Genomic DNA, 25,789 nt, shown 5'->3' with positions numbered 1-25,789 from the left:
ACCTTTCTAATTTTCATGTTTCCTTCTGAGTAATAGTTCATGTTTGTTATTTTTGCCAAGGTAGGCTTGTAAACGATGGCAGATCTACTTTCCAATTCACATCGCGATATTCTCCGTTAACTAGCGCTGTTCTTTTTAAGGTGAATTTCGTTCCGCTTCCTTTGTAATAGCCGCGGACGATCAATTTCAGATTATCCGCAACATATTCTCCGTCAGTATTCGGCTGATCTGGAAAACCAATTACTTCAACGGGATACTCTTTCCCTTCCTGATCGACTGCCACCCAATGATCTCCATTAAAAGCATTTTGGAAAGACCCATACCCCTCCAATACAAGGGAGTATTCTTCCGTATCTCCGTTCGAAGCGTTATGAGAATCCAACAAAGATTTGTAATTGAAATCAGAAAATAAAATCTCATCTCCAAATTGTTCAAATTGTAGTACGTAGGTGTAAAATTCAGCATCCTCACGCATCTTCTCCAGGTCCACTTCCAAGGACTTCTCATCCCTTACCGGCATGGTGTACCCATCCAGGACAAAGCGAATCTTCTTCGCATTCACTGTCACAATAGCAGGGTCCCACGTCTCAGACAATCTCATCTGTCCACCATCCAGGCTTAACTGACTCGTATCTCTTAACCTGAATTTGGCTTGACGGGCATTTGTCCTGTTTCCGTTAAATACACGGTACTCATTAGTTTCAGGTATTTCCAGATGGTACAGCAATTCCATTTGTTTCTCCCAATCCTCTCCGACTTTGGCACGCAATTGATCACTCAGACTCACATTCATGTCAAGCCTGGTTCCGTTTGGAGTTCGCACCAACTGTGTCATATCCAATTTCAAACCTTCCGGCGTCGTATATGTGTTATTCATCGGAGCTTCGACAGCCAGTGATTTGGCTTGGGTCATATCGATATTGAACTGGAAGCTCCAATCCACCGTGACATCTTTGTCTTCGTACGATTGTGTCTCGAAATTAAAATAGCTTCCTATATTCAAATAACCCAGCTCCCCGCGTACAACCACCTCATCGGGGATTTCATCCTGCAGATGGTATACAAATCTCTGATATTTTGAACCATTCTGAATTGGATCCCCAAATGAAGCTAAGGATGCAATCGAGTTTCCTTGCCCATCTGTAATATGAATCCTTCCCATCGCGGGATAAACCGAATATATCGTACTCCCATCAGGTGCATTTTGCTGTACAGTAAGTACAATCTGTGAACGGTCCACAAGTACATCTTCGATCTTAAGCGTGTAACCCTGATCCTCGATATGAATATTTGGATTAACCACAAGACCGAGCGGCTTGAGACGTTTGTAATCATCAGCCAGATAGGAGTACTTCAGCTCCTCTGGTACAGGAATATTGGGAAGCGGAGGATTATTCACCGCGTTGACCGCAGGTTGTTCAGGTCCTACTTTATAATCCCTAGCAAACCAGGCTCCTCCTGCCAGAATTACAACAGCCGCTGCTGTAACCCCCATACGGCGTATCCAATGGGTTTTGGAAGACCTTTTCACGGAAAAATTCAATTCTGCTTCACGTTCCATGGACACACCATCCAGTTTTTTCATCACCTGAAGTGTAAAGTCAGCATCCGGCTCCTCGCGGAATAAATGCTGTTCCAATAACCGGTCCTCATTACTTGGAGTAGGCTTCATATGTGGCTAACCCTCCTTTGCGCTCCATCTGTTTCTTAAGCATCTTTTTCCCGCGGTACATGGCGTTTCGAACCTGCGCTGCACTCATGCCAGTGATATCGGAAATTTCTTCATAGCTCAGCTCATTGGTATATTTCAACAGCAGGACAAGCCGGTATGATTCTGGCAGTTGTTCCATCTGGCGGTATATTTCGCGCTGCATCTCCTTATGCAGCACATGCCTCTCCGGCGTTTCTTCACTGGCTGGCTCCATAACCGATTCATCTGCCGTCATGACCGGTTTCTTTTGCCTTATAAAATCCCGCATTCGATTCACAGCAATGGTATATACCCAGGAAGAGAAACTGCTTCCTTCCCTTCGGGACGGGAGATAGCGGTAGATCCGGATAAACGTGTCCTGTGCAAGATCCTGCGCATCCGGATGACTCGCGCCCATTCCGCGCAAAATGCCGTAGACTTTATTTTTATATCGATCCACGAGCAAGGCGAACAGTTGTTTGTCCCCCGCAATAATACGCTCGATGAGCTCCTCCTCCTGCATATGTTGAGTCATGTAATCCCCCTTCTCTACAGCTCATGCATGGTTCTGTACTATATAGACGGAAATACTTTCCAAAACTTCTCACTTTCTTCAAAAAAAGAATTCGCTCAAGTCCGGTTCAAAGCCGGTTGGGCGAATCCACTATAGTCAGCCTCAACGTTTCTCGGTAATAAAATCGCTAAGCTGTGAGTAAATAGCAACAATCTCATCCATCGACATGCGCACCAGTCCGCTCGAAGAAGGTGCAACGAATTCCTGAATTTCCGGGACAACCGGATCGTCCTGAAATCCCCACTCCACTTTGGCACGCTTGCTGTACTGGGTGTATACCCCTTTCCCGACAAAACAGGCGACGTCCGGTCGGTACTGCTTCAGCTTTTGCCGCAGAATCTGGCTTCCCTCCGCATATTCTTCACGTGTAATATCTTCCACGCCCCTCGTGGGCCGGGCTACAATGTTGGTAAATCCATACCCCAATTTGAGCAGATCCTGATCTTCTTCCGGATGATATAAACGAGGGGTTAAGCCGGAACGCTCGAGAATGCGCCAGAACCGATTGCCTTTATAGGCATAATGATGGCCGGTTTCGCCTGATGTAATGCTGGGATTGAATCCGATAAACAGAATCGATAACCCAACATCCAGATGATCTGGAATCATATTCACATGACCTCCCTAGTGTATAAAATGATATAATGGTTGAAGTATTTACGAAATCGGACTGAAATTTTCATGAAAAAGGAAGCTGAACAGATGATAGCAGACATCATGCTTGAAGTCGTCCTGCCCGTCTTTCTCCTAATCGGAGTTGGGTCCTGGATGCAGAAGGTGTTCAAGCTGGACTTGTACACCCTCGCCAAAATCAATTTCTATTGTATTACCCCCGCAGCCGTCTTTATGAGCATGTATCATTCCGATATGTCGGGTGAACTGCTCGGGACGGTCACTCTCTTCTACGCCATATATGTAGTTATTCTGTATATCGTAGGATCCGTATTCGCACGAACACTTCGATTGAACAAAGGCATGAAGGCCGCCTTTAACAACAGTGTCATGCTGGACAATGCTGGCAACTATGGCCTGCCGATCAATGCGCTTGTGTTTCGCGGAGACCCGCTGGCATCTTCCATCCAGGCTCTCGTGATGTCCCTACAGTCGTTGCTGACCTTCACGTACGGCGTATTATCCATCCAGGGTGCGAAGCTGAAAGGGAACTACCGTGCAGTCATTATTGGATTTCTCAAAATGCCGGTTCCCTATGCTCTCTTACTGGGGATTCTGTTCCATATGTGGAAGGTACCACTGCCAACGTTTCTGTCCATGCCACTGACGTATGCGCAGCAAAGCATGGTTGCTGTGGCACTGTTGACCCTCGGCGCGCAAATTGTCAAATACCCGATCCGGCTGTACCGTCTTGATGTGTATATTAGCACATTTCTGCGTCTCCTGATTGGCCCGGCCATCGGAATCTCCATCGTATTGCTTCTGGGTCTGGAAGGGATCGCCGCACAGGCACTGATCATCGCTTCCGGAATGCCTACCGGGGTGAATGCGTCCATTCTGGCCGAGGAATATGATAACGAACCCGACTTTGCCGCCCAAACGGTACTTATCTCGACACTCTTGAATATTATTACCATTACTGCACTCATTTCTCTTGCCAAAACGTTTTGATGCAACTAAAAAAGTCCATGCGCTCCGCCAGTCGGATGAGCTTGGACTTTTTTTGGTTATGACATATGCGATCTGTGCGAGTAACCCCTACTTGCACAGCCAAAAAGAAAAACTAGGATTCAAACGTCGTCCGTTCCGGAAACTTGCCGCCTTCCCTGAACAAACACCGGACCAGCCGCTGCGCCGCCCGATTGAAGAAAAAGCTGGGGTTGACCCCTTCAACCTGAACAGGTTCCAATTCCTTCACACTTTCCTTGATCTTGTTCATTTCAATCAGTCCCATCTTCCGCTCATTGGGTCCGAATCGATAAATAACCTTTTCATCGTCCTCCGTCTGTTTTACCAGCAGAATCATGGATGCCATGCAGGTTACCTCCTATCGTTACGTTATGAGATTCCAATGACTACTTGCTATATATAACATTATTACCCAGATAACCATGGAAGGATATAGGGCTTTGGTTCGTTTATATTGAAGTTAAGACTCCTGATTCAAATGTTCTTAAATGTAAAGTTTTTACAAATAAAACGAAAAACAGGCTCGGAATCTCATCCGAACCTGCCTTCATCTCAGCTAATGGAAGGTGTTTTTCACTATTTTACGGACCATCACAATCGTGGATCCACCTTCTCAGACTCCAGCGCTAACGTGGCAAGCACACATTCATGAACCCGCTCCACAGGCTCCCTGCGTACAAAACGCTCAACTCCCTCCATACCCAGAGCGCTTTCCATTAGGGCATGGCGTTCCTTCTTGGATGTTTTGCGTTTGGTGAGCCGGGACAAATTCTCGGGTGCCAGGTAATCCATCCCATAGATGATGTGCAAATATGCACGCCCTCGTACTTTAATCGCAGGTTGGATCATTTTGTTCCCATTCCATGTGCGGAAGGTTTCTGGCTTGATAACAATGCCCTCATGTCCTGCTGCCGTCATCTCATCCCACCAACGAATAACTTCTGCTTCATCCGCCTCACTCGTAATCACCCGATATTCCGTCTCCATCACGAAGCTGGACATCCGGGCGAACTCTCGGTTCTGCTCCATATGCCATTCATGTGTCTGATCCCAGAACGTTCCCGTGCTGTGAGCCAGGGTGTGGAACGGCGCTATACGGATATCCCCGAGTTCCTTCACATCCCAGCAGTAGTTCTGAAATACGTCACGGAATGTAGTCGCATTCCCCAGTTTGACTTCGGTCTCCTGCAACCATTCACTCACATCTCGTCCGGCGGCTTCCGCTTCCCGCAGTTTGTCCAGCACCGTTCCGCGATCCATGAGCGAAGCCTCGGCCACATGCGCATATTGCGAAGCAATCAGTTCCCGAGCCTTCAGGTTCCAGGGGACAATCTCCGCATCCAGCAATACAAACTCCGTCTGATGGCGTTCAAAATATCCGTCTGCGGTCAGATCTGCATGCAATCTGGTCAGTACCTTCTGTTCTGTGGTTGGGTCAAAAAAAGATCGCCCTGTCCGGGTCACAATGTTCCCCAGCATCGGTCTACCCACTCGCTGCTTCGCAGCTTCCTGATCGCGGAAGAGGAGCAGAATGGCACGGCTGCCCATATGTTTCTTCTCAGCCACCATGCGCGTAACACCCTGCGACCGGTAATATTGGAATGCATCCCGCGGATGCTCCAGATAGCCTTCCACCGAAGAGGCCACTGGCGGTGGGCTCATGGTAGGCGTGATATAGACCAATTCCTCCAGCGGTACGGTAAAGTGGGAGAACGTATCAATCGCCGTCCGGGCTACCTCACCCTGGATGGATATGTCCAGTCTGGATCCGGTCTGCACCGTAAACCCTTCCTTGAATTTCCGAAGGTTTGGCGGTGCAAACCGGCGCTGTTCCCAGCGCTTGAGCGGGCTATCCGGGTCTCCAGCATAATCCTGCAATGCCGCGACGCTAACGGACTCACGTTCCGGCATGCGCCAGCCCGTCAGCATCCCCCCAAATACAACGCCCTGATCAATATTGACCGTATCATTGACGATCGTAGGATATGGACGGGGATCATGTCCCCAGACGATACATTCGCCTGAAGCGTGATCCACGTACCATTCCTTCCGAACCGGCCGTCCATACTCATCATTTCCATCCACGTCACCATAGCGGCAGTAATCCTGAATGCGTTTGGATTGCTTTCCGATAAAATGATCCCGAATACCCGCGTGTGCCACAACCACCTGGCGTACCCCGTTCCGGGAGAATACCAGATGGGAAGGTGCATTCAGCAGAAACTCTCTTAGATCTGTGCGTATTCGCTGCGCTGGCTCTGTGCCATGTTCTCGTTCCAGGTCGCTCAGCTCCTGCTCAACAAACTCATCTCCATGACTAAGCGTAACGTCCCGACCGTCCAGATAACGGGCAATTTTCCACCCATGGTTGCTATCAACCATGTAGGCTAACCCTGCGGCACAATGCTGCTGCCAGAACATTAAACATGGAAGCGATGCAGGTCCGCGGCTGGATACGTCCCCAACCGAGACCAGCTTTCTTCCCTCAGGGTGACGGTATAACCCGTTTTCTCCCTCTTTTACATATCCCAAACGAATGATTAACTCGATCATTTCATCATAACAGCCGTGAATATCGCCAATGATATCAATCCCTACGCCCATGTCGACCATCAGTGGATTGGCAGTACGGGCAAATTCAAGTTCATCCGGCTGCTTCAGCACGTAATTGGCATCGAAGCCATCTTCACGGATGGTGCGCAGTGTGCGTTTGAACTGCTGCACCTGCTGCTTCACCCGCTGACGGCCACGTGGATAATCACGCTGAGCGTCCCGCTCAAGCAGCTCCTTCTCCGGAACATCGAGTACGATCGCAATGACAGGTACATGGGCTTTTCTCGCGAGATGAATAAGACGCTGACGATCTTCCGTATACAGATGGGTCGCATCGACCCAAGTCAGCTTGTTCAATCTGCAGCGTGTCGCCAGCATGGCTTCCATGGCTTCAAAAGCCTTGGCCGATACCTGCTGATATTCGGCATAGATCACATCCGCTTCGCTTCGCGGACGATTCTTCCAGTCCACATATTCATCATCTCCGACCAGCATGCGGAACTGATCCGAGGAGACGGCTTCCGTACGTTTGATGACTCCTTCCTTCACGAGTCGTTCCAGCAATGTGCTTTTGCCGCTATTGGACGGACCGACAAGCACGACGATGCCTGCATGAGGCAGGTGTATTTTGCGGCGTCTCTTATAATCCCTTCCTGCCATCGGATCATGAGTTGTTCTGCCTGTGTCCATTCCTTCTGCTGCTCCCCGGTTATCCCTCATGTTGATCTCTCCTTTCCTTCCTGAAAATCACCAGCTGGGTTGGCTGACCGAAGCCTTCTGCATGCTCGCCTATCCCGCTGATCTCAAAGCTGTACCCTCCCTGCTTCGTCCACGTCTCGCACTGGGCTTCCAGTTGCGCCCTGGTCCATTCGAAGCGATGGTCGTGATGGCGGAGGCTCTCCTGTTCCATTGCATATACTTCGTTGTATTCCTTGTTCGGGGTGGTCACGAGCAGGACTTCCGGCTGGTATTCGTTCATGATCGTATCCATGATGCCGTCCAGTCGGTAAGCTTCGATGTGCTCGATGACCTCGCACAGGATCATGACGTCCTGATGCTGCATCTGCTCATCAAAATAAAACAGTGAACCAATGACTGGCTCTGGCATAGCCGCGATCCCGCTTCGTCCTTCCAGCTTGGCGAAGCGTTCCATGGCCCGCAGCCGGGACTGTCCCGAAGGCTCCACAGCCAAGATGGACTCCACGCCTGGAATATAAGCTAGGCGGGCGGATAACTTGCCTTCGCCGGCACCCATATCCACAATGCGGCGCTTAAGCGGAAGGCCTGCAACCACATCTGTGATTGCACGATAGCGTAGTTCATTTAACCGAACGGGTGGTTCCTCCTGCTGAGACGGAACGCTAGGCCCATCGCCTTTTTCATAGGCACTCACGTAATCTTCCCCGGCATTCACCGCCTCCACAGGCGCAGATAGAACCCCCTCCTGACGCTCATACTGCCGAATCAATTCGGCGAACCGCAGTGTACGCTTGATGATCATTTCTTTCATCGGATGGCTGTCCAGCCAACCTTCTCCGTAACGCTTGATTTTATCGATTTCATCCTCGCTGATGAAATAATGTTTATAGTTATCAAGCACAGGAATGAGCAAAAATAACTGGCGCAGTGCATTCTGCACAGTGACCTGACCGCGAAGAATGATGCGGCGGACAGTGCTTTTCTTTTTCAGATCAAACGTATAGGTTAGCTCGTCTCTCTCCAAGGTCACAGCGTAGCCAAGTGGCGAGAACAACTCCTCAATGGCTTGATCAGGCAGATCCGATGCCACCGGTCCGAACGAGAGCTCCATGTCGAACGGATGCCCTACATACTGTACATAGGCTTCCTTCGGTTTGCCATTAAGTGCGGTCCCCAGTGCCGAACGTATGTAAGAGCAGAACAAGCTGCTGGTCACAAATTCACGGTCGTTAATATACTGCGTAATATCGTAACCATCCGGTGTGCCTCTAACCAGATCAACGGGATCAGGTTCGGCGTGCATCAACACTTCGGTTTCACGTTCTGTAGCTGTTGTATATACCATTCTTACGCGCACACTCTTGTCCGTTCGGTCATACACATTATTCGGATTCTTCGAGAGTAGATGCGATACAATGTCTGCTCCCTCTCCGCTTGCTTTCAATATCAGATGCATGGATTACTCCTCCTTCTTCCTACTCTTTATCCGCCCATGCTTCATCCAGCGCAGATCGGAAAATTCGATTCAGTTCTTCGTACTCTACAACCTGATCATTCATCATATCCGCAGCTATGTGTCCGAAATGCTCGATGTTCTCTGCCAAATAGGAATGAATGGCTGGCAGCTTCGGCTCCAGATCCAGTTCCTCTCCAGCTCTTTTCCTTCTCAATAGCTCTTGAATCTCGACATATAGGGCCGAACCCGCAGGTATAATCTCCTTGACTAACTCATCAAACTCCATGGGCGGCATGGTTTCATAACGTTCAATCCAACCGCAGGCGAGCAGCGGACGCAGCACATAGAAATACTTTTTGATCTTCACCTGCTCGCCTTGCAGATAATCCCGGAAGTTCCCTTTGGCCATATTCAGATAATGGTACATGCAGGACTTGGGCGAGAACGTAAGCGGAGACCATGCACGAATGTGCTCTGCCACACTGTACCGCTCGTCGTAGCGAATGGGCGATTGCAGCCACTCCAGCAGGGGTGGATTTGATTTTCGAAATAACTTCAGTGCCTTTTGCAGATCCCAGCCGTTGATATCCAGCTGATCACTGATCGGACGTTCAATCACATCCCGTTTATCTTCAATCGACAAGTACCACTCCAGCGGCCTCACGTACAGAAAACGCACATCATAATCACTATCCTGTGAAGGAAATCCCCAAGCCCGACTGCCTGACTCGCACGCATAGATAATGCGAATCTGTTCCTCCTGTTCAATCTGTGCAAGCTGCTGCCGGATGGTTTCTCTCATTTCGTCATGAATGTGGGTCATATCTGCCTACCTCCTTTATCTCTTCTGCTGCTCGCCACCGTATCTCTTCATACCCTCATTATGTCTAACCCATCCACAGAAGAACATGGTGAAAGTATGGCGACCTTTGTAAGTTTAAAATGAAACCCGCCACGCTTCCTGTTACAATGAAGGGATACAAGAAGTGGGGATCTCCACATTGCTTAATCCATATTTGCCTGACTCCAGGCCACCAAGGAGTGATGATTCATGGCCAAAGAAAGCTTTGACAAAGAAATTCAGTTTCTTCGCATGCTGTCTCTGACAAGCGGTGCATACAATCGCAAACAGTATGCCGAACGACTCGGCATCTCCGTACATACTTTTGATAAAACGACGCGCAGGTTAAAAGAAATCATGCAATCCGTGGCGGACCAGCACCACGGTTCAGAGCCGAACAAAGAGATGACGGACCTCATCCGTTTCCAATATGGGGAATCTGCGGAACCCCTGCTTCTGTTCCTTTTTCGGGCCAAATCGATGAAAGAAACAGAGGTTCAGCGGCTTTCTGTCATTTTACATACACTGCAAGGCAGCGCGCTGACCGCGATGGAACTGCTGGATGCCTGCTGCGCCGATCTGCCTGAGGAACTCGCATTACCTGACGAAAAAACGATCCGCACCGATCTGAAGTATTTGGAAGAAGTCGGTGTAATCCGGAAGGAACCGGGTGGCAGGCCTTATCGCTATATGCTGCAGCAGGACGTCCTTACCAAACTAACGGCCCAGGAACAGCTGGAGTTATATGATTTTGTGGACATCATGGCGAATACCCAAGTTCCCTCTGTACAGGGATATCTGCTAAGAGACAGCCTGAAGAAGGCAATTGCCGCAAGCTATCCCGAGCAGGAAGTAACCGAACCTTTTATATACAAGTACCATTATTATTCCCGCATTCTGGATGAGGCCCATCTGTACACCCTGCTTAGTGCCATTCGCCAGTGCAAGCGAGTCCAGTTTGTCTATTTTTCACCCAAAAAGCCATCCAGCTACAGCTCGCAGAATACGAATCCGCGATTCGAACGCGAAGCCGGCGGACATTCCAATCAGATCCTGCCGCTCGAAGTTGTATATGATCACCAGTATGGCCGGTGGTATGTCATTGGATATCAGGGACGCCGGGGGTTCGTGAAGTTTCGAATGGAGGGCATCACCCAGATGGAAGAACTGGATGCGGTAAGCTCAGAGTATATGCACGATCTCAAACAGCAATGGACAGAAGTCAGCCGGTACAGCTGGCTGGTGGATACGGCGAAGACGGTTACGGTTCAAGCCCGGTTTTTCCATCCTGAGAGCGGTCAGCGCAACTTCATTCTGGATCGGGTACGCCTGCAAGGCCAGTGGGGCACGATTACACCCGAAACCGATCATACCTTTCTCTATGAGATCCGGGTTAACGGTACGACGGAGATTAAACCATGGCTTCGGAGTTTTGGCTCCAGCTGCGAGGTCATTGCACCTCACAGGCTTCGTCAGGAGATGATTAAGGAATGGAAGGAGATTGCCCAATATTATGAATCTGTTCGAGAAGATGTTCAACTATCAGATCATGACGAGATTGAATGAAACTGGACTGTTCACCTGGACTTCACAGGAACGGGCCTGGCTCCGGATGATGCTGAATCACACTGCCGCCCAGGAAGCATTAAGTCCTTCCACTTACCATAAACTGCAAGAAATGCTGGATGCGGAGCCGGACATGAACCTGCAGGAGTACTTGACCGAGAAAGCCAAAAGCGAAGAACACAGCGTCTCCCATCCCCTGCTCAATCCACTGCGCAAAATCATAATGAACCATCAAGCTTTTCGACTAACGGGGCATGTTCGCAATGGACGAATCATTCAGGATCAATTCGGATTCCCGTACAAGCTTGAATATTCCATGGTTAAGAAAGAGTGGTATGTGCTCTGGTACGCCCCCCGATTCGGGAAACTGATGTCGACCAAGCTGCACAGCATTATCACTGTAGAGTCCGAGCACCTTGAACCGCAAAACGTCTCACGTTATACGGAGCAAATCCGCTATTTGACTGAGAAACGTAAGACAACCATCACGATTGAAGTACTGCCGGAGTTCAATCAGGAATTGTCACGCATTCTATATGCCTTCTCCTGCTTCGAGAAACAGGTAGAGTATATGGAAGCTCAGCATTCCTACCGGATTGAGCTGACGATCCCCCGAAGCGAAATGGATTATGTGTTGTCCAAAATGCGCTTTCTCGGCAAACGGGTGCGGATTGTAGACAACGTTGTGCTGCGCAATCGCATGTCCGAGACAGCAGCCAAGGTGCTTGCACGTTATGCAGCCCCCGAGGCTCAAGGTGAGCCAGACCTGACTTCTGAGGCCAAGGTGTCCACATAACAATGAACAACCCGAACCATGTGGTTCGGGTTGTTCATGCGCGCTATGTGGCAGCGGAGTTTCGTCTTTTGTTGATGGCATGCACACCCATAACGACAGCAATCAATTCATAGGTATCCAGCTGATCCGATTCGTTACTCAATACAAAAGCTCCTGAACTGAACCAGCCGCTCGTGCGCCTGAAGCTAGCCACAATTCTGCCGCCCATTCCGGTAACATCATATTCCTGGGAAAATGCCGGTGCAGATACTTCATAGATTCCTCGCGGTCCAGCATCGTATTCGTATCGTTTACTAAAAAAGCTCATTCTGGCTCGGAGGACCCCAAGATGTCCTCCATCCGCTGAAGTGACATCCCAGCGATTGCTTAACATCCCAAAACGACCGCTGCAGATCAGTCCCGCTGGACCAAACACATCTAGTGAAGATCCGAATAGACTTTTCAGATCCAGATGTCCGGCCTGCTCCTGATTCCCGTCCATAATTTCGGTGTATCCTGCGTTGAAAAAGTTATCTCTGAAGTAGAGTTCCATAACATCCTCCCCTTTTGCTGAAATTAAACCTGCCCGGTAAAGTCCACACTATATATGTATTTACGTATGTAAATTGGAAATGGCTTCACAACTTGTCGAATTCTTAGTATTCCAGCCATAAAAAAACGGACGATCTTGATCGCCCGTGTGGTTCATATCGCCCCGAAGTATGCTGCTAAACCTCTACTTTTTTATTATTCAGATATACAGCCACTCCAACCATAATTACTGCCACAATAATCTCAAATAGGATACTCCCCAGCCTTCCATCTGACCACAAAACTCCATTCGCTGTAAGTGTGATCCCTGTACTCTCTTGAGTAAACTGGAACAACTCGTTCGGGTTGAAACGACCAGCAAGAATGACATTCTCCAGCCAACTGATCAGATTGGTCAGCACGAAGAATGAGACGATACTAATCCACGGGCCTGCTTTCCACCTGAAGCTGCCTCCAATGGATATGGAGAGAAAAATCATGATGGTCATAAAGATGGCAACCCACCAAATAAACAACAGCAGAGTAAGCCAATCCGAAAGATGAATACCCGAAAGATGGATGTAGCTAAGAAAGTGCATTCTTGCATTCGTGGCAACATAGAGGAAATAATGAATGATGGCAACTGCTGTTAGCCCCAGCCCACACAGTGTACCAAATATTAGCGGAGACAATAGGTGAGACAGTCCTGTTACGGGTACGAGACGACGATTGTACGCACGGATGTTGGACCAGTATGTCTTAATCATTCTCACATAGATGGCTACACCTGCCCCCGCATAAGCAATAATACCAATAATTAGCCCTGCCACCTCGGACATGAACAATGCCAGACCGATCTGAACGATGATCAATACAACCAGCCCTGCCAACAGGATATTCCAATTCCTTCTAAAGTCATATTTCAACAATGTCATCATTCCGCATACACCTCCTTGAACATTTCATCCACACTTTTACCGTATTTCAGACGAAGCGTCTCAACCTCTTCCTGCATCACTTTCTCGCCCTCACGGATGAAAATGACTTCATCAAAAATCCGTTCAATATCGGTCACCAGATGTGTTGAAATCATCAGACTGCTGTCTTCGTCATAGAATTTTACGATGGCATCCAGAATTTTGCCGCGGGCAACGGGGTCAACACCGCCGATCGGTTCATCCAGCAAATACAGGCGAGCCTTGCGGGAAAGAGCCAGTGTTAGTTGAAGTCTTTCATTCATGCCTTTGGATAAGTGTCTTACCTTGTCACCCTCAGCGAGCTTCATAAAATCAAGCATTTCCCTGGCCTTTGCCTCATCAAAATCAGCATAAAAATCCCGGTAGTATGCAATCGCATCACGAACCTTCATCCATTTCTCGGTCAATGGACGATCCGGCATGAAGGAAACGAGCGATTTGGTCTCAAGCCCAACCGGTTTACCCGTGATCTGAATGGTCCCACTTGAAGGATGCAGCAATCCGGCAGCAAGCTTCATCAAGGTACTCTTGCCGCTGCCGTTGCTGCCAAGAAGCCCGACAATCCTGCCTGGCGCAACCGTAAGCGTAACATCGCTTAGTGCCCGCTTGCCGCCGTACATTTTACTGATGTGATTCAATTCAAGGATGTTACTCATGCCCTGCTCCTCCCTTCCCCTGTTCATGACTGTGCTGTGACGACTGACCTCCAGCAATGGCATCCGCAACGATCGTAACAATATCCTGTTCTTCAATCCCGAGCTCCTGCATGCCTGTCAAAAAACGCTCCAGCAGTTCTCCCGCCATTTCTTTTTTGATGGTCATTATTTTCGACTCCTCACTTGTGACATATCTGCCCAGACCCCGTTTCGTTTCGACCACTTCTTCCCGCTCCAATTCCTGAAATGTCCGTTGTACCGTGTTGGGATTAATCTGCAGCTCAGCCGCCAATTCCCGGACCGAAGGAATCTTATCGCCTGCCTTCAGTGTGCCTGTTACAATCTGTTTCTTGATGTACTGCATAATCTGCAGGTATATAGGTAAGTTGTTATCGAATTCCATAGCCACAAAGCACTCGCTCCTCTCTGTACCGGTGTGTTAGTTACATAGTACACTAGTGCTATGTTGTTGTAAAGCCTATTTATTTCTATCCTTATGCTGCAATTCCACATGGATGTCCTATGACTATGGGCCAAAATAAAAAAAGAGCAGATCATATAAGATCTGCTCTATCTTCAACCAAGCTAATTGGTGAACCAGCCTGGTACACCACTACGCCAATTTATACAACATCCAGAGGAACTTTACCTGCTGGTGCCGGGAAGGCTTTATTTAACCGTTCCACTTCTTCACTTGTTAAAACAATATCCATGGCTGCGGCATTCTCTGCCACATGAGACAACTGCACAGCTTTGGGAATCGCAAGCACATCCCCATCCCGGATAACCCACGATAACGCAATCTGTGATGTGCTCACTCCGCGGTCTGCAGCAATGTCGCGTATAACCGGATGCTCCAGCAGCTCGGTACGCAGCCTGCCTCCCTGAGCGAGCGGGCAGTACGCCATGATGGGAACATGCCTTTCCCGGAGCCAGGGCAGCAGGTCCATCTCAATACCGCGCGATGTAGCATGATACAATACCTGATTTACGGCGCAATGCTGGCCAGCCGGAATATTCCATAGCTCCTGCATGTCCTCCGTGTCCAGATTGGACACGCCCCAGCGCAAGATTTTACCCGCTTGCTTCAGCTCTTCCAATGCTTGAACCGTCTCTTGCAGAGGTACGCTTCCCCGCCAATGCAGCAGATATAGATCCAACCGGTCTGTACCCAGACGCCGGAGACTGTTCTCACAGGCTGTCACCATCTGTTTGCGATCTGCATGATGCGGATAGACCTTGGAGACCAGAAAAACATCATCCCGGCAGTCCGCTATCGCTTCTCCGGTGACTTCTTCCGCCCCGCCTTCAGCATACATCTCTGCCGTATCAATCACTGTCATGCCAAGTTCAATCCCGTTACGCAATGCTCTTACCTCTTGTGCACGGGCTGAACGGTCTACTCCCATGTACCATGTGCCTTGTCCTATGGCAGGCAGGGACGTGCCGTCAGGCAGCAGAACTGTACGCATCTTTTCTCCATGTGTTGCCATTTTGCATTCCTCCTATTCTTATGACGTATTTCGAAATCATGGCTTGTCGTGCTGGCCTGGCTTGTATACTTCACTCGCACGCTTCCATCGTCCCACCATCATGATATACAGCTGTTCCAGCGGCAACGACAGACTGCTCTGGGCAATATTCACCGTAGCATCCACCATCTGTGTATTCACAGTCATCAGCTTGCGCTTCACTCCGGTCTGACGATCCAGGAAGGCTTGCTCATCCTTTAGTTTAACTCCGATCATGGTCTGCCCCATCAACTCATACATAAAAATGTTCTCTACATCTTTCCACGGAATGAAGCCTCCCGACGTATACGAGGAGGAGTCCACGAATCCTTGCTCATTGACGACAAAGGAAGGTTCCTTCTTGATGATCTTCACCAAGCTGTATGCAAGACAGAGTCCAAAAAACAGGACGGAAACCAGACCTACAACCGCGGAAATGACAGAATCCCCTGTATCTGAAGAATCGCTGAACATCAAAAAAAATCCGGCCGCCACAAAAAGTGCAGCTCCGGCCGCAAGCCATGCCATTCGTTTACGGCTCGGATATTCCACATGCTGTTGTTCATAGGATGTCGACAATCTCGTGCTCCTCCTTTAATTCGAGTGAAATAGGCAATGATTTATACCTTCTATATAAGAGCAGTAATGTTAACAGACAGAAAACACATAGGTTATTAACCAAAACAAACCCACTTCAAACAGGACAATCCGGCCCCACTTCATCCCGTTCATGACAATTCAACCATTAGGATTCGCCATACGTTCAGTAATTCCTCCTGGGTACGATATCTGCAGAGCAGCAATCTTTATTCGTGAAGAAGCATGTTGTCCTCCCCCCTGCTTTCCTTTAATATAAATGGAAAGGTTAGGAAATTACACTTGTAAAACAAGGTGGGAGGATAATCAATGCACAGTCTGCGTGGCATCACATCGGAAGATCTTTATCAGATTACATGGGTGAATGATCCAACCCCGTCTCCTGGAGGCGAACAGCTGGTATATGTAAGTCGGAAGACGAATGACAACCGGGACGGTTACTCTTCTCACCTGAGACTCCTTCATCTGGAAAGTCAGAAGGACAGGGTATTTACCTCCGGTGACAAGGATCACTCGCCCTCCTGGTCGCCGGACGGGTCACAGCTTGCCTTTTTGCGGGAGCATGAGGGAAAAACACAAGTCTGGATCATTGCCTCAGATGGCGGAGAAGCACGACAAGTCAGCCAGCTGAAACACGGAGCAAGTTCCCTCGTCTGGTCTCCGGATGGCCAGGCGTTACTTGTGAAATCCTCTGTCGATATGCACAGTGAAGCAGAAGACGAATCCAATCCAGACAACAAACTGCCGCAAGAACTTGTTGTTGATCGAATTCGCATGAAATCGGACGGCGGAGGATTATGGAATGGCAGACGCTCTCACCTCTTCCGAATCTCGGTTGACGGCGGTGAAGCCGCTCCAGTTACCTCAGGCCATTTCGACGTCGGTGATTATGCATGGTCACCTGACGGAGCGTCCATTGCCTGGATTGCCCAGCTGCCGGAAGCGGGCGAGGAGCATAACGATTATGCACTGACCAATCATGTGTACCTAGCCAAAACAGACGGATCTGATATACAGCAGCTGACTCCGGAAGGATTCACCTTCAGTCGACTGGCTTATGCACCGGATGGACAATCCCTAGCCCTGCTTGCAAGTGATCGCTCTTACGGAAATGCCACTCTCGTGAAGCTCTACACGCTCCCGATCTCGGGTGGTCAACCGCTGTGCCTGACCCGTGACTGGGACGTACAGATGAATCATAGTATCGTCGGAGATATGCGCGCCCATCTGACGACAACGGGGCCATTATTCACTCGCGATGGCTCTTCCATTCTCTGTTTGGCTACCGTTCATGGCAGCGTCCGAATCGCACGTGTTGCTCTGGATGGCAGTCAAGCGGAGTATGTATTGCCTGCGGAGAAAGAGTTTTATCAGTTTGCGGAACTGGAGAATGGTGAAATGGTTGCCGCCGCTGCCGACACGCAAAGCCCAGGAGATCTCTTTTGGTATCCCAAGCCGGATGATCACGGAGCCGAGTCCATCCAGCTGACTCACAGCAATCCAGAACTGCAAGGAGAGATCCGGCTCAGTGTACCGGAAACGTTCTGGTTTGATACCTCGGATGGCCTGCAGCTGCAGGGGTGGATTATGAAACCAATCGGCATGGTAGATGGCGTCAAAATCCCAACCATTCTTGAGATTCATGGCGGTCCTCACATGATGTATGGCTTTACCTTTATGCATGAATTCCAGATGCTTGCTGCGCAGGGCTACGCCGTCGTCTATACCAACCCACGTGGTGGTTTGGGTTATGGACAACAGTTCGTGAATGCCTGTCGTGGTGACTACGGCGGTGGAGATTACCGTGACCTTATGGAGACCGTTGATTATGCCTTGTCCACCTATGAGTTCATTGATGAAACCCGCTTGGGCGTCACCGGAGGCAGCTATGGGGGCTTCATGACCAACTGGATTGTTGGACATACAGACCGGTTCAAGGCAGCCGTCACGCAGCGGTCCATCTCCAACTGGCTCTCCTTTTACGGTGTCAGCGACATTGGATATTTTTTCACCGAAGATCAGATTGGCGGCAATGCGTGGGAGGATACGGAACTATTATGGAAACACTCTCCTCTGGCTTACGTCGGGAAAATAAATACGCCCCTGCTGATCCTACATGGTGAACAGGACCTTCGTTGTCCGATTGAACAAGCTGAGCAATTGTATATTGCCCTGAAGCGCCGCAGACAAACGACCCGTCTCGTTCGTTTCCCCGGAGCTAATCATGAACTTTCCAGAGGCGGTCACCCTCATCTGAGAGTGAGACGTCTGGAGCACATCGCCAGATGGTTCAACGAGCACTTATAAGTTATTTCATGGGACAAGCCGAGTGAAGATACAACCATCGCAGGAAGGAAGTCATCGGGAAGATGGCGCTGCGGTGGTTTTTTTGTGTGAAATAAACCCTTTAGCCGAATAGCAGCTTCTGTACAGTGGATAGAGTTGAAAGAGAAGAAATGCTACATAGGTCAGTATTGATGTAATGCTCAGGTGAATAAATCCAATGAATTTGGACCATACCGTAGGGAGTTTAGAATCAGGTCAAGAGTTGCGAAAATAACAAATTTATTAGATAATTATCTGTCGATTGTGGTCGAATGAACGGATTAGAAGGGGGAACCTAATAATGAAGAAAAACACATTTGATGAGCCGATTAATCGTCTCTCTACCGGTTCGGAGAAATGGGACGCACTGGAGGAGATCTTTGGCGTGGCCGATGCGCTGCCTATGTGGGTCGCTGATATGGACTTTGCCGCACCACCATCTGTCATTGAGGCATTGCAGACACGGATGGAACATGGCATTTTCGGTTATACCATGCGTACGGATGCATATCACGAAGCGCTAAGAGGATGGATGGAACGCCGCCACAACTGGAAAATCAACGATGATTGGGTTGTGTTTACACCTGGGATTGTTCCAGCCCTAAGCATTGCCGTTCAACGTTTTACGGCACCGGGTGATGCTGTTGTGATTCAAACTCCGGTCTATGCCCCCTTTTACGAAGTGGTACGTGGCCAGGACAGAGAATTGATGACGAATCCCCTCCGTTTCGAAGACGGACGCTATTCCATGGATCTGGAACATCTGGAATCCTGCCTGCAGACAGGCCGAGTGAAGATGCTTATCCTTTGCAGCCCTCATAATCCCGTTGGACGTGTATGGTCTCGCGAGGAGCTTGAAGGCCTTGCTGCGCTGTGCGTGCAATATAATGTACTTGTGGTCTCGGACGAAATCCATGCCGATCTTGTGCACGAACGTGGCACGCATATTCCACTGTCCCAGGTTTCGGAGGCCATTGCCGATCTGAGCATCATCTGTACCGCACCAAGCAAAACATTTAATATTCCCGGTCTGTGTACATCCAACATCATTATTCCAAACGCCAGCTTGCGCGAATCCTTTACCCAGGGCGTTAAAACGATGGGCCTTGCCAGCATCAGCACACTGGGCGCCATTGCAGCCGAGGCTGCCTACAACGGAGCCGAACAATGGCTGGATGACTGCCTCGCCTATATCCGGGGAAATATGGAATACGTTCAGGAGTATGTCGCGAAACACATGCCTGATGTAGGCATTGATTTGCCTGAAGCGACCTATCTGCTCTGGATGGACTTCAACAAGCTTGGTGTTCCCCAGGAAGAACTTGTACGACTGCTCCTGAACGAAGCAGGTCTTGCCTTCAATGACGGCACCGTCTTCGGATCGGAAGGCACGGGATACATGCGCATGAATGTAGCCTGTCCACGGTCCACGGTTGAAGAAGCCATGCGCAGACTTTCCGTGATGGTGAATCAATTGAACAAACAAAACTAATACCTATAAAATAAGCCATCTTCCTTGATCAAGTCGAAGGAAGATGGCTTATTTTACAGCTAGGATACAGGCATGGGAATGATTCGGTCACAAAGTTTATTCAGCAGGTCAAGATCATGACTGATCACAAGCAGCCCCAAATTACGCTCACGAGCCGTATCCATTACAGTATGCCAGATTTGGGCCTGTGTGATGGCATCCAGCATTGTTGTCATCTCATCGGCAATCAGGTAACGCGTTTCCTTGCCCAGTGCGCGGGCCACGCAGAAGCGCTGCAGCTCCCCACCAGACAATTCACCCGGTCTGCGATCTAGCCATTCAGGCTGAATACCCAGAGCATTCAGAATCGGATGCTCCGTCATCTCAGCTTCATGTAATATACGGCGCATTCGCCAGCGTGGGTTGACTGCTTTTTCCGGGTGCTGAAATACAAGTTGAACCGGACAGGCTCCAGCTCGGGGAAGTGGCTTGCCGTCCATCAGCACTTCTCCTGCCATAGGTTCAGCATACCCTGCCAGGATGCGTCCCAGGCTCGTTTTGCCACATCCACTGGGTCCCCACAATCCGACGACTTGTCCCTGCTCCAGCTTCAGGTTCAACTCCCGAAATATCCAATGGTTCTTGTCGTATCCGTAACCGGCATTCCGTGCTTCAAGTGGCATGAACACACCTCACCTCTCCGCCTCGCAGCTTCCTCAATTCAGGATGTTGATCTGTACATGCAGATGTCGCAGCAGTACAGCGGGGTGCAAACGGACAACCGCTTCCCTTCCGCTGATTCGCCAACGGCTGAGAGCCCAGGATGGGCTGGAAACCATTTTGCGGCAAAGCATTCCACAGTGCACGTGTATAAGGATGTCTCAATCCATCTCCTATGCCTGCAAAATCGATGACCTGCGCGATCTCCACACAGGAACCCGCATAGAATACAGCGATTCGATCTGCTGCGGTCAGCGCCGAGGCAATATCATGGGTAATCCACAGTATCCCTGCACCTCGGTCAGCCATTTCCCGAAATTGCTTCATCGTGTCTGCCAGCACTTCCGGATGGATTCCCGGTGTCGGCTCATCGGCAATAATCAGCTTGGGCTCACCGGAAGTCGCCGTTGCCATGAGTACCCGCCGAGCCATGCCTCCGGAGAGTTCATATGGATACTTCTTGCTGGTTCCCTGGGGCAATTGATAACGATCCGTCAGTTCCCTCTCTGCTTTAACCATCTGCAACCTGGATGATACCCGGCGCTCACCGGGCTTCCGGTGAACTGGCTGGATCTGCTTACCTACCTTGAGCAGCGGGTCCAGGTGAGTAACCGATTGGGGAATGTACACCAGTTCATCTCCGCGCAGACGAAGCTGCCGCTCTCTCGTCAGCGGCTCCTCAGCATAACAGATCTGTCCCTCAAGTCTGGCACTGGCAGGAAGGATGCCCATGATCGCTTGTGCCAGCACGCTTTTACCAGATCCACTTGCACCTACGACAGCTACAATCTCGCCTTCGTTCACGGTCAGATCCAGATCCTGAATGACCTCACTCTCCTCATATGCAAACCAGCCACGAGCTCGTCTGAATGAAACGGAGACCCCTTTTACTTCAAGAAGAGCCATGGTTATCCTCCCTCCCTTGAACTACCTGTCCCTGTCAACACTTTCAAACTGTTCCCGAGCACATCAAAGGCACGAACGACCAATAACAGTGCCAGCCCCGGGAAAAAGGCAAGCCACCACATGCCTGCGGACAGATATCTCATCGACTCTGACAAAATAATCCCAATGGCCGGCTGCTGCGGCGACAGCCCGAGCCCCAGAAACGTAATTGCAGCCTCATGCAGAATGGCATGAGGGAAGATCAGCAATGTACCCACGAACAACTGTGGAACCAAGTGAGGAAGCATGTGCTGTGTAGCAATCCGAAACCGGGATTGGCCCAGCCTGCGGGAAATATGAATATAATCTGCCGATTTCAGCTGAATCATCTCCGCACGAACAACCCGGGCCAGATTCGGCCAGTGGGTCAGTGCGATGGCAGCCGCAACACCAGCCAGGCCTCCACCGAAGACAAAGGCCAGCATCACGAGTGATACCAGATGAGGTACACTCAAGAACAGATCGATTAACCATGAAACCACCCTGTCGGCAAGCTTTCCTGAAGCAGCAATCAAACCGAGCATTAGCGCCACGATCCCTCCTCCGCACGCGGCAAGCAAACCAACCTGAATGCTGGTCGTCAATCCCTTCAGCGTACGCATGAACATGTCCCGTCCCAACCAGTCCGTGCCGAAGGGATGTGCCCATAACGGGGCCAAATTCCGGTTTTTCAACGAAGTTAGCGTGGATTCTGCGGGGAGCACGAACCCTGCCAGCCATACGATAACAATCCAGCCGAGTGCCAGACTCCCCCAGATCAGGGCTCGTTTGTGCGGGTTTGCATAGCTCCTCCGCTGCTTCTCAAAACGAGAACCCCCTGGAGACAATCCAGCTTGACGCCTCCACGGTTTACCGTCATTCCGCTTCTCCGCTTCATCAGATCCCCCTGTCCGCAGCCGCGGTACAGCACGAATGGGTCTGGAGGACTGCTTCATTTCCTGCTTCATGTTAACAGTTCCTCCTTCATCCGCGGATCAATGAACCGATAGAGAATGTCTGCCAGCAGATTGCCGGTAAAAACAAAGATCGTGCTGCACAGGACAAGCCCGAGCAGCAGCGGTACATCCCCCCGTAGTCCAGCCTGCACGGTGGCCTGCCCCAACCCCGGATAAGAAAAAACCTGTTCTGCAAGAACAGCTCCTCCAAACAATTCACTGAATGAAGCAAACTGCAGCGTTAACGCGGGCAGCACGACATGTCTGAATCCATGCCTGCGAAACAGCTGCACGCCTCGTTCGCCCCTTGCTCTGGCGAAGAGTATATAGTCCGAGTCCAGCACATCCAGCAGCTTCTGGCGGGTATGCAGGGCAATGGCTGCTACACCAGTCAGACTCAGGGTTAATGCAGGAAGAACCATATGCATGGCTCGATCTGTCCATGTCACCTGATCAGCTGCCATCCCTGCAGGAACACCCAAGCCAACCGGAAGCCAGCCGAGCCATACGCCGAACACCATAAGCAGCAGCAAGGCCATCCAGAATACCGGCGTGGAAGCCAGCGTATAGCAATACCAACAGATCAAGCGATCCAGCACGGATTCCCGTTTCATTGCTGCGACCGCGCCCAGACTGAAGCCAATCACACCGGATAAAATCCATGCCACCGCCATAAGCGCAGCAGAATTCAGGAATCGTTCCTGAATGATATCCGCAACCGGCTGTCTGTAGATCATCGACGTTCCCAGATCACCCTGGAGCAATGCCTGTCCCCAGGTGAATAGACGCTGGGCAGGCGGGTCATTCAATCCCCACCGTTCTTCAATCAGACTTCGCTGCTCGGCACTCACTCTGATCATGTCTCCCCCGATGTAGGCCTCGATCGGGTCCACGGGCGAGAACTGCATCAATATAAAAGCCACCACGCTGACTCCTGCCAGCAGAGATAGGAGTCGCAACAGCTTCACCCCAATAAACCTTCCCCATCCAAGAATGCCTGTCATACCATCTCTCCTCAATGTCGGTCAGAACTGGCACTGCATTGCCTACTTCGAGTTATCATCCCAGGACCATTCCTCCAGATTGGATGTCACCGGCCAGCCATGACCATGCGGGTGAATCTGTTGTTCACCAATGTTCAGTCCATCTTTGACCAAATACAGGTGATCAATATTCACCAGCCATGCCCAAGGGGCGTCGCCCTGATAACTGAATCCTGTCGTCCCGTCCCACTCTGCCTTCTGCCAGAACGGAAGAGCTTCCTCTTCACTCGTAGCTTGGAGAGCTTGCTGCATCCAGCCATCCACCGCCGGATTGGAATACAGCCCCACATTGTAGTATCCCTCCCCCTTGTGCGTGCTGCTGTACAGATTGTAGGTTTCCAGCGGGTCATGACTTCCCCATCCGAATAACACGGCATTGGCGTAAGCCTGCTTTTTCGTCTCTTCTCGGCTCTTGCCTTCCACATTGATTTTGATGCCAGCCTGGGCCGCCATATCCGCTGCAGCAAGGGCAATGGATTGTCTGGTCAGATCTCCTGCAAAATAGAGCAGGTTGAACTCGGCTTCCATACCGTTTTTTTCCACCACCCCATCACCGTCTGTATCTGTCCAGCCGCCAGCCGTCAGTATTCGCTGGGCTTCTTGAACGTCCGCATCTGCGAATACAGCGTCCGGATTCCCCCAAGGCAGATCATCACTGACCGAGTATGCAGGACGACCATGGCCCTCCAGCACGCCTTCAACCAATGCATTGCGGTCAATGGCCACGTTCACCGCTTGGCGAATGGCCAGGTCGGACGTCACATCGTTTCCTGCGGGGAAACCGTCAGCGGAAGTACCGCCCGCAGGTTGCATCGGAAACATGATTCCCCGGTTATCCACGGTTTTCACCGATTCCAGCGTCATGCCGCTTACCTCCTGCTTGCTGAATGCGGCGGGAATGGCTGCAATATCGACTGATCCCGCTTGGGCTGCCGCAAAGGCTGCATCCTCGTCCAGGTAGAGAAATGTCAGTTTGCGGAATGCAGACTTTTGACCGTAGTATTGCTCGTTTGCTTCCACGATGGCCTGTTGTCCCTTATCCCACTGCACTAGCTTGTAAGGACCGGAGCCGACAGGATGCTCAGCATAATCGGATCCATAGGCATGTTCAGGCACAATTCCAAGTGTAGTCAGGATACTGATAAACGTGGACTGAGGCGATTTCAATGTAAAGACGACCGTTGTTGAATCGGGAGCCTGCACTTCGGCCATATTTGTCAAATCGATAACCGATCCGCTGCTGGACGCCGTTTCAAATGTGAACTTAACATCTTCCGCCGTCAGCGGTTCACCATCCGAAAACTTCACGTCATCCCGCAGCGAAACGGTCCATGTGAGGCCGTCTTCACTGACAGAATGGTCTGTTGCCAGGTCATTGACCAGATGCAGCTTGGCATCTCTTTTCAGCAGAGTACTCTGAAAAAGCGGCGAACCGTACTGCCCCCAGCCTGTTGTCGGATCGAACCCGCCTTCCGGCTCTGTCCCTACCGCAAGCACCAGTTCATCCCTCGGGTGAGAAGCTGCAAGTGCCTGGCTCTCTTGAACCGATGAAGCACCTTGCGTACATCCTGCGAGCCCTACTGCACACAACAGTAAAAGACTAAGCCCTGCCTGACTTGAACGTTTTTTCCATGAAATCCCGTGCATGTTTCCCTTTTCCCCCTTTTGAAATGGACCACTTTCTCTCCTCTAAAAATGCAGCAATTCTCCCAACCAGATTCGTTCCAGTTCATATTCGTGTTACTATTTTTAGCAATTGTAGCACAATAACAAAATTACGTGTCAATAAAGTTAACTTCAAAATCCATATATTTTCATTTATAAAGGAATCCAGATAATTTTTTTGGCGTTTTTAAGTTTCTCGAATCAATAAGTGAGAATAGGTGACAACAAAAAAGACTGTTGGTGATGAACCAGCAGTCTACTCTCAAAACGTGGGCTATGGAATTGTGAATAACTACTTTGTTGACTTATCTGCGGATACACTTAATGCACTAATTGAACCAAATACCCAAACAAAAGCTAATAGATAAATCAATTTAACTTGGGTATCTTCGTGAAAAATTAGAATACAACAGAATAGAATAACTCCTGCAATCATTTGAATAGACATCATTGATCTTCTAAAGTAGATTGGAGCGAAAAAACATAGTATACCCGCTAGAAAGATAAACGGTTCTTCAGCCATGTGCCTGCACTCCCTTTTTTGTACAATGGATTCTAGCTATTATTATGATAATATAACAAGGTAACATGTTCCAAATCATGGTATATTTATATTAT

At 49.9% G+C, this 25,789-nt stretch carries 24 protein-coding genes; 5 read left to right on the top strand and 19 right to left on the bottom strand.

Annotated elements, in window-relative coordinates:
• Positions 1-46: 46 nt before the first annotated feature.
• The 3 genes from MH144_RS18020 to MH144_RS18010 all read right to left on the bottom strand — a co-directional run bounded on the left by MH144_RS18020 (position 47) and on the right by MH144_RS18010 (position 2,873).
• Entirely contained in the window at positions 47-1,672 is a 1,626-nt protein-coding gene (locus MH144_RS18020; protein WP_239302651.1) for a DUF4179 domain-containing protein, read from the bottom strand.
• A complete protein-coding gene (locus MH144_RS18015) occupies positions 1,653-2,225 on the bottom strand; it encodes an RNA polymerase sigma factor (protein ID WP_239302650.1) in 573 nt (190 codons plus the stop codon). Before MH144_RS18015 ends, MH144_RS18020 begins: the two co-directional genes overlap by 20 nt.
• Positions 2,226-2,366: 141 nt before the next feature.
• Positions 2,367-2,873, bottom strand: coding sequence for a mismatch-specific DNA-glycosylase (locus MH144_RS18010; protein ID WP_239302649.1), 507 nt, complete (start codon positions 2,871-2,873; stop codon positions 2,367-2,369).
• Between the two features lie 93 nt (positions 2,874-2,966).
• On the opposite strand from MH144_RS18010, the gene MH144_RS18005 reads away from it, so the two are divergent.
• A complete protein-coding gene (locus tag MH144_RS18005; protein ID WP_239302741.1) occupies positions 2,967-3,887 on the top strand; it encodes an AEC family transporter in 921 nt (306 codons plus the stop codon).
• Positions 3,888-3,999: 112 nt separating this feature from the next.
• On the opposite strand, the gene MH144_RS18000 is transcribed toward MH144_RS18005, so the two are convergent.
• From MH144_RS18000 to MH144_RS17985, 4 genes are all read right to left on the bottom strand, one after another.
• A complete protein-coding gene (locus tag MH144_RS18000; RefSeq protein WP_095288864.1) occupies positions 4,000-4,251 on the bottom strand; it encodes an RNA-binding protein in 252 nt (83 codons plus the stop codon).
• Positions 4,252-4,496: 245 nt separating this feature from the next.
• The gene (locus MH144_RS17995; protein ID WP_239302740.1) at positions 4,497-7,118 is read right to left on the bottom strand and encodes a polynucleotide kinase-phosphatase; all 2,622 of its coding nucleotides are present in this window, start codon (positions 7,116-7,118) and stop codon (positions 4,497-4,499) included.
• Positions 7,119-7,167: 49 nt separating this feature from the next.
• On the bottom strand, positions 7,168-8,613 hold the full coding sequence (locus MH144_RS17990) for a 3' terminal RNA ribose 2'-O-methyltransferase Hen1 (protein ID WP_239302648.1): 1,446 nt from the start codon (positions 8,611-8,613) through the stop codon (positions 7,168-7,170).
• A 19-nt stretch (positions 8,614-8,632) separates the two neighbouring features.
• Entirely contained in the window at positions 8,633-9,436 is an 804-nt protein-coding gene (locus MH144_RS17985) for a nucleotidyltransferase domain-containing protein (protein ID WP_239302647.1), read from the bottom strand.
• Between the two features lie 228 nt (positions 9,437-9,664).
• Here MH144_RS17985 and MH144_RS17980 point away from each other — a divergent pair, with 228 nt between their 5' ends.
• The gene (locus MH144_RS17980; protein WP_239302646.1) at positions 9,665-11,020 is read left to right on the top strand and encodes a helix-turn-helix transcriptional regulator; all 1,356 of its coding nucleotides are present in this window, start codon (positions 9,665-9,667) and stop codon (positions 11,018-11,020) included.
• Positions 10,968-11,816, top strand: coding sequence for a WYL domain-containing protein (locus MH144_RS17975; protein ID WP_239302645.1), 849 nt, complete (start codon positions 10,968-10,970; stop codon positions 11,814-11,816). The genes MH144_RS17980 and MH144_RS17975 overlap by 53 nt, the downstream gene beginning before the upstream one ends.
• A 43-nt stretch (positions 11,817-11,859) precedes the next feature.
• On the opposite strand, the gene MH144_RS17970 is transcribed toward MH144_RS17975, so the two are convergent.
• From MH144_RS17970 to MH144_RS17945, 6 genes are all read right to left on the bottom strand, one after another.
• Complete coding sequence (locus MH144_RS17970; protein WP_239302644.1) at positions 11,860-12,348, bottom strand: LURP-one-related/scramblase family protein; 489 nt, start codon at positions 12,346-12,348, stop codon at positions 11,860-11,862.
• Between the two features lie 175 nt (positions 12,349-12,523).
• Positions 12,524-13,264, bottom strand: coding sequence for a hypothetical protein (locus MH144_RS17965; RefSeq protein WP_239302643.1), 741 nt, complete (start codon positions 13,262-13,264; stop codon positions 12,524-12,526).
• A complete protein-coding gene (locus tag MH144_RS17960; RefSeq protein WP_239302642.1) occupies positions 13,261-13,959 on the bottom strand; it encodes an ABC transporter ATP-binding protein in 699 nt (232 codons plus the stop codon). Before MH144_RS17960 ends, MH144_RS17965 begins: the two co-directional genes overlap by 4 nt.
• The gene (locus MH144_RS17955) at positions 13,952-14,368 is read right to left on the bottom strand and encodes a GntR family transcriptional regulator (RefSeq protein ID WP_239302641.1); all 417 of its coding nucleotides are present in this window, start codon (positions 14,366-14,368) and stop codon (positions 13,952-13,954) included. The genes MH144_RS17960 and MH144_RS17955 overlap by 8 nt, the downstream gene beginning before the upstream one ends.
• A 214-nt stretch (positions 14,369-14,582) precedes the next feature.
• The gene (locus tag MH144_RS17950; RefSeq protein WP_275440164.1) at positions 14,583-15,452 is read right to left on the bottom strand and encodes an aldo/keto reductase; all 870 of its coding nucleotides are present in this window, start codon (positions 15,450-15,452) and stop codon (positions 14,583-14,585) included.
• A gap of 36 nt (positions 15,453-15,488) precedes the next feature.
• Positions 15,489-16,049: an STM3941 family protein gene (locus tag MH144_RS17945; protein ID WP_239302640.1), complete on the bottom strand. Its 561-nt coding sequence runs from the start codon at positions 16,047-16,049 to the stop codon at positions 15,489-15,491.
• Positions 16,050-16,376: 327 nt separating this feature from the next.
• Here MH144_RS17945 and MH144_RS17940 point away from each other — a divergent pair, with 327 nt between their 5' ends.
• Both MH144_RS17940 and MH144_RS17935 read left to right on the top strand, forming a co-directional pair.
• Positions 16,377-18,374 (top strand): alpha/beta hydrolase family protein, encoded by a 1,998-nt coding sequence (locus tag MH144_RS17940; protein WP_239302639.1) that lies wholly within the window; start codon positions 16,377-16,379, stop codon positions 18,372-18,374.
• A gap of 319 nt (positions 18,375-18,693) precedes the next feature.
• Positions 18,694-19,884, top strand: a complete 1,191-nt coding sequence (locus MH144_RS17935; RefSeq protein WP_239302638.1) for a MalY/PatB family protein — start codon at positions 18,694-18,696, stop codon at positions 19,882-19,884.
• A gap of 59 nt (positions 19,885-19,943) precedes the next feature.
• Here MH144_RS17935 and MH144_RS17930 read toward each other — a convergent pair whose 3' ends face one another.
• From MH144_RS17930 to MH144_RS17905, 6 genes are all read right to left on the bottom strand, one after another.
• Positions 19,944-20,546, bottom strand: a complete 603-nt coding sequence (locus MH144_RS17930; protein WP_239302637.1) for an ABC transporter ATP-binding protein — start codon at positions 20,544-20,546, stop codon at positions 19,944-19,946.
• On the bottom strand, positions 20,536-21,489 hold the full coding sequence (locus MH144_RS17925; protein ID WP_239302636.1) for an ABC transporter ATP-binding protein: 954 nt from the start codon (positions 21,487-21,489) through the stop codon (positions 20,536-20,538). The genes MH144_RS17930 and MH144_RS17925 overlap by 11 nt, the downstream gene beginning before the upstream one ends.
• 2 nt (positions 21,490-21,491) lie before the next feature.
• The gene (locus MH144_RS17920; protein ID WP_239302635.1) at positions 21,492-22,475 is read right to left on the bottom strand and encodes an ABC transporter permease; all 984 of its coding nucleotides are present in this window, start codon (positions 22,473-22,475) and stop codon (positions 21,492-21,494) included.
• A complete protein-coding gene (locus MH144_RS17915; RefSeq protein ID WP_239302634.1) occupies positions 22,472-23,467 on the bottom strand; it encodes an ABC transporter permease in 996 nt (331 codons plus the stop codon). Before MH144_RS17915 ends, MH144_RS17920 begins: the two co-directional genes overlap by 4 nt.
• Positions 23,468-23,509: 42 nt before the next feature.
• On the bottom strand, positions 23,510-25,153 hold the full coding sequence (locus tag MH144_RS17910; protein ID WP_239302633.1) for an ABC transporter substrate-binding protein: 1,644 nt from the start codon (positions 25,151-25,153) through the stop codon (positions 23,510-23,512).
• A 310-nt stretch (positions 25,154-25,463) separates the two neighbouring features.
• A complete protein-coding gene (locus MH144_RS17905; RefSeq protein WP_239302632.1) occupies positions 25,464-25,694 on the bottom strand; it encodes a hypothetical protein in 231 nt (76 codons plus the stop codon).
• Positions 25,695-25,789: the final 95 nt, after the last annotated feature.

Origin of the sequence: Paenibacillus sp. ACRRY (assembly GCF_022346995.1) — a bacterium.
In the GTDB taxonomy this organism is placed as follows: Bacteria; Bacillota; Bacilli; order Paenibacillales; family Paenibacillaceae; genus Paenibacillus.
The sequence above is the reverse complement of the archived record's forward strand: the minus strand, read 5'-3'. Positions and strand labels throughout refer to the sequence as shown.

Bases quoted from the DNA above. Each gene is read 5' to 3' on its own strand.
- MH144_RS18020 (WP_239302651.1), bottom strand. From the start codon at position 1,672: ATGAAGCCTACTCCAAGTAATGAGGACCGGTTATTGGAACAGCATTTA.
- MH144_RS18015 (WP_239302650.1), bottom strand. From the start codon at position 2,225: ATGACTCAACATATGCAGGAGGAGGAGCTCATCGAGCGTATTATTGCG.
- MH144_RS18010 (WP_239302649.1), bottom strand. From the start codon at position 2,873: ATGATTCCAGATCATCTGGATGTTGGGTTATCGATTCTGTTTATCGGA.
- MH144_RS18005 (WP_239302741.1), top strand. From the start codon at position 2,967: ATGATAGCAGACATCATGCTTGAAGTCGTCCTGCCCGTCTTTCTCCTA.
- MH144_RS18000 (WP_095288864.1), bottom strand. From the start codon at position 4,251: ATGGCATCCATGATTCTGCTGGTAAAACAGACGGAGGACGATGAAAAG.
- MH144_RS17995 (WP_239302740.1), bottom strand. From the start codon at position 7,118: ATGGCAGGAAGGGATTATAAGAGACGCCGCAAAATACACCTGCCTCAT.
- MH144_RS17990 (WP_239302648.1), bottom strand. From the start codon at position 8,613: ATGCATCTGATATTGAAAGCAAGCGGAGAGGGAGCAGACATTGTATCG.
- MH144_RS17985 (WP_239302647.1), bottom strand. From the start codon at position 9,436: ATGACCCACATTCATGACGAAATGAGAGAAACCATCCGGCAGCAGCTT.
- MH144_RS17980 (WP_239302646.1), top strand. From the start codon at position 9,665: ATGGCCAAAGAAAGCTTTGACAAAGAAATTCAGTTTCTTCGCATGCTG.
- MH144_RS17975 (WP_239302645.1), top strand. From the start codon at position 10,968: ATGAATCTGTTCGAGAAGATGTTCAACTATCAGATCATGACGAGATTG.
- MH144_RS17970 (WP_239302644.1), bottom strand. From the start codon at position 12,348: ATGGAACTCTACTTCAGAGATAACTTTTTCAACGCAGGATACACCGAA.
- MH144_RS17965 (WP_239302643.1), bottom strand. From the start codon at position 13,264: ATGATGACATTGTTGAAATATGACTTTAGAAGGAATTGGAATATCCTG.
- MH144_RS17960 (WP_239302642.1), bottom strand. From the start codon at position 13,959: ATGAGTAACATCCTTGAATTGAATCACATCAGTAAAATGTACGGCGGC.
- MH144_RS17950 (WP_275440164.1), bottom strand. From the start codon at position 15,452: ATGGCAACACATGGAGAAAAGATGCGTACAGTTCTGCTGCCTGACGGC.
- MH144_RS17940 (WP_239302639.1), top strand. From the start codon at position 16,377: ATGCACAGTCTGCGTGGCATCACATCGGAAGATCTTTATCAGATTACA.
- MH144_RS17935 (WP_239302638.1), top strand. From the start codon at position 18,694: ATGAAGAAAAACACATTTGATGAGCCGATTAATCGTCTCTCTACCGGT.
- MH144_RS17930 (WP_239302637.1), bottom strand. From the start codon at position 20,546: ATGCCACTTGAAGCACGGAATGCCGGTTACGGATACGACAAGAACCAT.
- MH144_RS17925 (WP_239302636.1), bottom strand. From the start codon at position 21,489: ATGGCTCTTCTTGAAGTAAAAGGGGTCTCCGTTTCATTCAGACGAGCT.
- MH144_RS17920 (WP_239302635.1), bottom strand. From the start codon at position 22,475: ATGAAGCAGGAAATGAAGCAGTCCTCCAGACCCATTCGTGCTGTACCG.
- MH144_RS17915 (WP_239302634.1), bottom strand. From the start codon at position 23,467: ATGACAGGCATTCTTGGATGGGGAAGGTTTATTGGGGTGAAGCTGTTG.
- MH144_RS17910 (WP_239302633.1), bottom strand. From the start codon at position 25,153: ATGCACGGGATTTCATGGAAAAAACGTTCAAGTCAGGCAGGGCTTAGT.
- MH144_RS17905 (WP_239302632.1), bottom strand. From the start codon at position 25,694: ATGGCTGAAGAACCGTTTATCTTTCTAGCGGGTATACTATGTTTTTTC.